General features: G+C 72.6%; 7 protein-coding genes. 4 read left to right on the forward strand and 3 right to left on the reverse strand.

All coding sequences use genetic code 11. The features are described 5' to 3' along the window. The coding region (locus tag ACWEVN_RS44755; protein ID WP_452055332.1) for an XRE family transcriptional regulator at positions 1–638 on the forward strand (638 nt) is incomplete at its 5' end. Between the two features lie 78 nt (positions 639–716). After that, positions 717–2,243 carry a proprotein convertase P-domain-containing protein gene (locus ACWEVN_RS44760; protein WP_452055333.1) on the forward strand — a complete coding sequence of 509 codons (1,527 nt, stop codon included), beginning with the start codon at positions 717–719 and terminating at the stop codon, positions 2,241–2,243. A gap of 38 nt (positions 2,244–2,281) precedes the next feature. Here ACWEVN_RS44760 and ACWEVN_RS44765 read toward each other — a convergent pair whose 3' ends face one another. Then, positions 2,282–3,676 carry a mycothione reductase gene (locus ACWEVN_RS44765; protein ID WP_452055334.1) on the reverse strand — a complete coding sequence of 465 codons (1,395 nt, stop codon included), beginning with the start codon at positions 3,674–3,676 and terminating at the stop codon, positions 2,282–2,284. 96 nt (positions 3,677–3,772) lie between these two features. After that, on the reverse strand, positions 3,773–4,630 hold the full coding sequence (locus ACWEVN_RS44770) for a M15 family metallopeptidase (protein ID WP_452055335.1): 858 nt from the start codon (positions 4,628–4,630) through the stop codon (positions 3,773–3,775). Positions 4,631–4,792: 162 nt separating this feature from the next. Here ACWEVN_RS44770 and ACWEVN_RS44775 point away from each other — a divergent pair, with 162 nt between their 5' ends. Both ACWEVN_RS44775 and ACWEVN_RS44780 read left to right on the forward strand, forming a co-directional pair. Continuing rightward, the gene (locus tag ACWEVN_RS44775; RefSeq protein ID WP_449682777.1) at positions 4,793–5,608 is read left to right on the forward strand and encodes a S1 family peptidase; all 816 of its coding nucleotides are present in this window, start codon (positions 4,793–4,795) and stop codon (positions 5,606–5,608) included. 17 nt (positions 5,609–5,625) lie between these two features. After that, positions 5,626–6,057: a GNAT family N-acetyltransferase gene (locus ACWEVN_RS44780; protein ID WP_452055336.1), complete on the forward strand. Its 432-nt coding sequence runs from the start codon at positions 5,626–5,628 to the stop codon at positions 6,055–6,057. A 7-nt stretch (positions 6,058–6,064) separates the two neighbouring features. Here the strand turns inward: ACWEVN_RS44780 and ACWEVN_RS44785 are convergent, their stop codons facing one another. Beyond that, positions 6,065–7,240, reverse strand: coding sequence for an 8-amino-7-oxononanoate synthase (locus ACWEVN_RS44785; RefSeq protein ID WP_449682779.1), 1,176 nt, complete (start codon positions 7,238–7,240; stop codon positions 6,065–6,067). Positions 7,241–7,314 lie beyond the last annotated feature (74 nt).

Consider the following 7,314-nt stretch of genomic DNA (forward strand, 5'->3'; position numbering starts at 1 on the left):
CCGGCCGGCCCGCGGCGGGCCGGTCCGCGCCCGCCGGGATCGGCCGGTTCTGGCCGGACGGGCCGCGCATCGAGGCCGCGGTGTCCGATGTGGACACCCGGTGGGACGAGCGGCTGACCCGGCTCAGCCAGCACGACGTCGTCCTCGTCGGCCCGGATCGCGAGGAGCTGGAGATCCGGTCGCGGCAGGTGCTGCGGGCCGAGGCCGACGGCCCGGACCGGTGGGTGGTGATCCTGCACCTCGACGAGCACGACCGGCCGCTGCCGGAGCTGCGTGCGCTGCGCGGCTGCCGAGCGGGCCGCAGCGTGCTGCAGCCCGAGGACGGCCTTCTCGTCGTCGAACTGCTCTTCGGCAGGCCGCTGCTGCGCGGCGAAACGGTGATCACCGAACACACGCTGGTGAATCGCGCGCCGCACCCGGTCGCGCTGAACTACGAACGGAAGTTCCGGCTCCCGGTCCGCGAGTACGTGCTCGAAATCCGGTTCTCCCCGGAGGCGGTGCCGCCGGTGTGCCGCCGGTTCGCCGAGCCCGGCGAAAACGCCGACGTCGTGCCGGAATCCGGTGCCGTGCACGGGGTCGCGCTCAACTTCGGGCCCGGCCGGTACGGCTTCGCGTGGGACTGGCCGGTTAACTGTTAAGGACTTGCGGATCTGCACCGCGGGCCTCCCGGCGGCTTACCGTCTGCGCACTCCACTCGCCGATCCGAGGAGAAACCGATGCGCAGATTCGTTTCCGCCGTCAGTGTGGCCGCGCTGGCCACGCTGGGACCGGGTGTGATGCCCGCCGAAGCGGCGCCGGGCCATCCGGACGCCGAAGTGGCGGGTGTCGCCGCGGCGTTCGGGCTGTCCGCAGGACAGGCGCGGACCCAGCTCGCCGCCCAGGATCGCGCGCACCGGCTGGCCGGGACCCTGCCCGCGGCCGTCCGTGCGCAGGCCGCGGGACAGTGGTTCGATGCCGCCGCCGGGCAGCTGACCATCGCCGTCACCACCCCGGAAGCGGCTGAGGAGGCCCGTGCCGCGGGAGCGGCGGCCCGGGTCGTGGCCCGAAGCCGGGCCGAGCTCGACCGCACCGCCTCGGCCGTCCGCGACCTCGTCGGCATGGGCGTCCCCGGCGTCTACGGCTGGGGCGTCGACGTCCGTGCCAACGACGTCGGGGTGGACGTCGACCGGACGAAGAAGACCGCCGCGACCGACAGCTTCCTTTCGCGCGTGCGGGAGCTGGGGGTCCGGATCACCGAGACCACGACGTCGCCGCGGCAACAGTCGGGCACGATCCAGACCGGCAACCCGTGGTGGCCGGGCAGCGAGAGCAACTGCTCGGTCGGCTTCCCGGTGACGGATTCCGCCGGTGCGAAGCACTTCCTGACCGCGGGGCACTGCACGAACGACCGCGACCAAGCCGCCTACGGCGCTTCGGGGCAGCAGAACCGGATCGGCACGTCGAACGTCGGCGGCACGCACAGCGTCAACGCCCGCGAAGGCGACATGGGCGTTGTCGCGGTGACGGAGGCCGGGTGGAACCTCTCGGCGTCGGTGAACACCTGGGGCCGGCCGGCGATCACGCTGTCCGGCGCGGCCGAGGCGATGGTCGGCGACCGCGTCTGCCACTCCGGCAACACCTCGCACTGGCAGTGCGGCGAGGTGAAGTACACGCACAAGTCCGCCGACTACGGCGGCGGCCTGGTCATCGACGACCTGACCTGGACGACGGCGTGTTCCCTCGGCGGCGACTCCGGCGGCGGCTGGCTGCTCGGCGACAAGGCCACCGGCCTGCACGACGGCGGCCCGGCGCAGTGCGTCCAGAACCCTTCGGACGGGGATCTGTCCCTCTTCCAGCCGGTGGCCGAGGCGCTCGCCAAGTGGCGGCTCACCCTGGTGACCGGCAGCGGCCCGGCGCCGGGCGGCCGGACCCTGACCAACGACACCGACTACCCGATCCGCGACCACCAGCAGGTGTTCAGCCCGATCACGTCCACGCTGACCGGCCAAGCGGCGACGCCGCTTTCCGTCGGGGTGACGCTGCGGCACACGTGCGCCGAGGACCTCGGCATCACCCTGCTCGACCCCGGCAGCAAGGCGTACCCGCTCAAGTACAGCGGTGGCGGCACGTGCACGGCGTGGAACGGCACCCGGACGTTCACAGTTCCGGCGTCCGCCCCGGCCGGCGGCCGCTGGCAGCTGCGCGTCACGGACTACGGGCCCGGCGACACCGGCACCCTCGACACCTGGTCGATCACCCTGTGAGCCGCCGCGGGCCGGGTGCGTCCCGGCCCGCGGACGCCTCAGTCCAGGGGCAGGTTCAGCAGCGCGTTTTCGATCAGCTCCGGCATCGCCGGGTGGATCCAGTACTGCCCGCGGGCCATGCTCCGCGCGTCGAGGCCGAAGCTCATCGCTTGGATGAGCGGCTGGATCACCGACGACGCCTGCGGGCCGATGATGTGCGCGCCGAGCAGCTGCCCGGTCGCCGGGTCGGCCAGGAGCTTCGCGAAGCCCGTGGTGTCCTCCATCGCCCAGCCGTACGCGATCCCGGCGTAGTCCTGCTTCGAGACCACGTAGGACACGCCCAGCTCGCGGGCCTTCTGCTCGGTCAGCCCGACCGAGGCCACCTGCGGGTGGGTGAAGACCGCGTGCGGCACGAACCGGTGGTCGGCGGTGATCCGCTCGTCCGGGTGCAGGAGGTTGTGCTGCACCACGCGGGCTTCGTGGTTCGCGACGTGCTTGAGCTCGTGCGGTGACGACAGGTCGCCGAGGGCGTAGATCCCCTCGACCGCGGTCTGCTGGTAGTCGTCCACCACGACGTGCCCACTGTCCAATGTGGTCACCCCGGTGGCGGCGACGTCGAGCAGGTCGGAGTTCGGCTTGCGGCCGGTGGCGATCAGCAGGACGTCACCCTCGACGGTCTCGGCGCCCTGCGGCCCTTCGAGGTCCAGCGCGATGCCGCTCTCGGTCTGGCGCGCCCGCACGGTCTTGCGCTCGAGGCGGACGTCGAACCGCTCGGCCGCCAGCTCGGTGAAGCGTGCGCTGACGTCCTCGTCCTCCGAGCGCAGCAGCCGCCCGGACCGGTTGACCAGCGTGACCTGCACGCCGAAGGAAGCGAAGACGTGCGCGAACTCGGCCGCGATGTACCCGCCGCCGAGGATGACGATCCGCTCGGGCAGCTCGTCGAGCCGCATCACGGTGTCGGAGGTGTGGTAGCCGACGCCGTCCAGGCCCGGGATGTCCGGGATGACCGGACGGCCGCCCGCGGCGAGCACGAACTCGTCGGCGGTCAGCACCTCGTCGGGGCGCCCGTCGCCGAAGCTGACGCGCAGCTCCTTGTGGCCGGTGAAGCGGCCCGTGCCCTCGTAGACGTCGACGTTCGCGTTGTCCTCGTGGTGGCGCCGGTACTCCGCGCCGCCCTCGGCGATCGGATCGATGCGGCCGAAGATCCGGTTGCGGATGTCGCGCCAGCGCACGCCCTTCAGCTCTTCGTCGACGCCGTACTTGGCGCTGTGCGAAGGCGTGTACGCGACGTCGGCGGCGTACACGAACATCTTCGTCGGGATGCAGCCCACGTTGAGGCAGGTGCCGCCGAAGGTGCCCTTTTCGACGATCGCCGTCTTCTTGCCGGCGAAGTCCGGGCCGAGGATCGAGTTCCCCGATCCCGTCCCGACGATCACCAGGTCGTAGTGGGGCACTGCATCCTCCGCGGGTCCGGTTCCGGTCGTTTCACCCTAGCCAACCCTGCCGTGGAGGCTGGTGTTCCCCGTTGTGCTTAACGTCGTATTACGTGGTCAGTGGCCGGTCGCGGTGAAGTGCATCCGGTCCTTCGGGCTGGTCCAGGCACCGCCCCAGCTCCACCCGATGGCCGCGAACGCGCGCACGGTCGCGTCGCCGGCCAGCACCATGCCGGGCCGCTTGCGCGAGCGGTCGACGTACGCCGAGGCCAGCTCGGGCAGCACGAGGTCACCCTGGGTGTAGGGGTTGCAGAACGGGTTGACGTCGACCGCGAGCCCGGAGGCGTGCGCCGACCAGGTCGTCTGCCCGCGCACCGGTCGGCAGACGAACGCGCTGGTCGAGTTGCCGTCCCCGGTCGGCGGCGCGGTGAGCTCGGCCGGGCCGGTCACGCGCATCTCTTCGAGCGGGAAGCGGGCGGCGAAGAGTTGTCCGAAGACTTTCGTGATGCCCGCCGCGCCGCGGGCGTTGACCAGCATTTCGCCGGTGTGGGCGCGGCCGTCGAAGCCCCAGAAGGACATCGTCAGGTAGCGGAGGTCGCCGGCCTTGACGGGGCAGGCGGGCTGCCACGTGCTGCGCGCGAGGACGTCGGCGGGCACGGCGCTGATCGTCGACGCGTAGGCGGTCCCGGCGGGCGGCGGCAGGAGGTCTTTTGTCGGAAGTGCCCGATTCACCAGTTCGGGTGGCGTCGGCTCGACCTCGCCGAAGCCGTCGGGACGGCGGGGGAGCGGCCGGGCACCCACCTGCCAGGTGACGGCGGGCGCGCTCGACGTCGGCGCCGGCTCGGCCGTGGTGCTCGCCGTCGCCGTCGCCACTGGTGTCGCCGCAGGTGCAGGCGGGGATGGTGGCGGCGCTTCCGCCGAGCACGCGCACAGGGTGAGGGCCAGTGCTGCCCACGCCGCCGCCGTCCGCCACATCCGGTCAGCTTGGCAGAGGCGGCCGGGCGCGGAGACCACCCGTTCCAGTGACACCGTTTTGGGCCCCCTCGGCTTAGGGTATTGAGCGCACGTCGTTCACGCACCGGAGTCGTCCGGATGCCGAGTGCTTAGCTCCGTGCTGCGCCGAAAAGGGGAAGACCCATGTCCGTGAAGTTCCGCCGATCCCTGCTGTTCGCGAGCGGCGCGCTCCTCGCGGTCGCCGCGGTCGCCGTCCCGGTCGTGGTGGGCACGGCGGTGGCCGGCCCGGCTTCGGCCAACCAGCCGCGGATCGTCGGCGGCGAAAAGGCGTCGCTGTCGGAGCACCCGTACGCGGTGTACCTGACCGACGCGGGCGGCAACCAGTTCTGCGGCGCGGTGATCGTGAGCTCGACGTCGGTCGCGACGGCGGCGCACTGCGCGAAAGCGGTGGCGAAGCAGGACATCCGCGTGGTGGCCGGCCGCGAGGACAAGCGCACGGGCGACGGCCAGGTCCTCGGCGTCTCGAAGGTCTGGGTCGCCCAGGGCTACAGCGACCCGACGAAGGGCGGCGACGTCGCGGTGCTGACCGTCCGCGGCCAATTCGACTACCGGCCCGCGAAGCTGCCGGACACCGGTGACGCGGGGCTGTACGCCAAGGGCACCCAGGCGACCGTGCTCGGCTGGGGCCGCATCGCCGACGGCGGTGCCCGCTCCGACTACCTGCGCAGCGCCGACGTGCCGGTGGTCTCGGACAGCGAGTGCCGCACCGACTACGACGTCTACGACCAGCGGACGATGGTGTGCGCGGGCTACGCCGAAGGCGGCGTCGACGCCTGCCAGGGCGACTCCGGCGGCCCGCTCGTGGTCGGCGACACGCTGATCGGCATCGTCTCCTTCGGCGACGGCTGCGCGAAGGCGAACAGGCCGGGTGTCTACACGCGCGTCTCGGCGTACGCCAACGACATCGAAGCCCAGGCCAGGCCCCGCCTCCTCGGCTGAGCGTGCTAAGCAGGGGTATGCCGACCCTGCACGACACGACCGGTCCCGAGCTGACCGCCGCCGAGCTGCACGACATCCTCCGCCTGCGCGTCGACGTGTTCGTCGTGGAGCAGAAGGCCGCGTACCCGGAGCTCGACGGCCGCGACCTGCTCCCGGACACCCGCCACCTGTGGTTCGAGGACGCCGGCGCGGTCCTGGCGTACCTGCGGGTCCTGCTCGACCCGGGTGGCGTCCGCCGCATCGGCCGCGTGGTGACGGCGGCGCACGCCCGGGGCGCCGGCCTGGCGGCCCGCCTGATGGACGCGGCCCTGACCGTCCCGGGCGAGTACGTCCTCGACGCCCAGACCTACGTCCAGGGCTTCTACGCGCGCTACGGCTTTGTCGCGGAAGGCGACGAATACACCGACGACGACGGGATCCCCCACATCAGGATGCGCCGCCGCCCGTGACACCCGCTCAGGCGAGCGCGCCCCGCGGGGCCGTCGCGGTGATCACCTTCACCGCACGGTCCACATCGGACTCCGTGAGGTCGGCCCGCGCGGTCAGCCGCAGCCGCGAAATCCCGTCCGGCACCGACGGCGGCCGGAAGCACCCGACGCGGATGCCCTGCTCGGCACACGCGCCGGCCCACGCCACCGCCGTCTCCGCGGACGGCGCCTGAACCGAGATCACGGCCGCATCCGGCACGCTCGCCTTCAACCCGTTCGCCTTCAGCGACATCGCCAGGTTGCCCGCGTTCTCCAGCACCTTCCCGGCCAGCCCCGGCTCTTCCTTCAGCGCGTGCAACGCCGCCAGCGCGGCCGCGGCGCTCGCAGGCGCCAGCGCGGTGTCGAAGATGAAGCTGCGTGCCGTGTCCACCAGGTGCTTGATCACCCGGCGCGGCCCCACCACGGCCCCGCCCTGCGCGCCGAGGGACTTCGAGAGCGTCAACGTCGTGACGACATCGGGCGCACCCGAAAGCCCAGCGGCGTGCACCGCCCCACGGCCGCCTTCGCCCAGGACGCCGAAGCCGTGCGCGTCGTCGACCAACAGCGCGGCGCTGTGCGAACGGCAGATCCCGGCCAGCTCGTCGAGCGGGGCGAGGTCGCCGTCGACCGAGAACACCGAGTCCGTCACCACCAGCGCCCGCGGCTTGCGCCGGGTCGCCAGCGCGTGCTTGATCGCCGACGGCGTCGAGTGCGCGACCGCGGCGACGTCGGCCCGCGAGAGCCGGCAGCCCTCGATCAGCGACGCGTGGATGTACTTGTCGGTGACGATCGCCGACTCGGCCCCGGACAGCGCCGTCACCGCACCGAGGTTCGCGGCGAAGCCGGAGGAAAACACGAGCGCCGCCTGCGCACCGCAGAACCGGGCGAGCTCCAGCTCCAGCTCGGTGTGCAGCTCGGTCGATCCGGTGACCAGCCGGGACCCGGTCGACCCGGCGCCCCAGCGCAGCGCGGCGGCCGCGGCGGCCCCGGCGACCCGCTTGTCGCGCGCCAGCCCGAGGTAGTCGTTGCCGGCCAGGTCCAGCTCGTCGGCCTGCGCGGGACGCGGCCGCAGCTGCCGCACGAGTCCCGCGTTCGCCCGCTTCTCCGCCTCGGCGTCGAGCCAGTCGAAAACCTCGTCGGGCGGGAGCGTCGGCGGCGTAGTCACGTCCCGCAGTCTCCCATCCGGGTCCGGGCGCCCGGCCAAGCGGGGCGGGAAACGCCGGAAGCCCCGGACCACGT

This window comes from Amycolatopsis sp. NPDC003861 (assembly GCF_053605405.1).

What these genes read in the sequence shown, in the direction of transcription:
- ACWEVN_RS44760 (WP_452055333.1), top strand. Translation starts at nt 717, where the DNA reads ATGCGCAGATTCGTTTCCGCCGTCAGTGTGGCCGCGCTGGCCACGCTG.
- ACWEVN_RS44770 (WP_452055335.1), bottom strand. Translation starts at nt 4,630, where the DNA reads ATGTGGCGGACGGCGGCGGCGTGGGCAGCACTGGCCCTCACCCTGTGC.
- ACWEVN_RS44780 (WP_452055336.1), top strand. Translation starts at nt 5,626, where the DNA reads ATGCCGACCCTGCACGACACGACCGGTCCCGAGCTGACCGCCGCCGAG.
- ACWEVN_RS44775 (WP_449682777.1), top strand. Translation starts at nt 4,793, where the DNA reads ATGTCCGTGAAGTTCCGCCGATCCCTGCTGTTCGCGAGCGGCGCGCTC.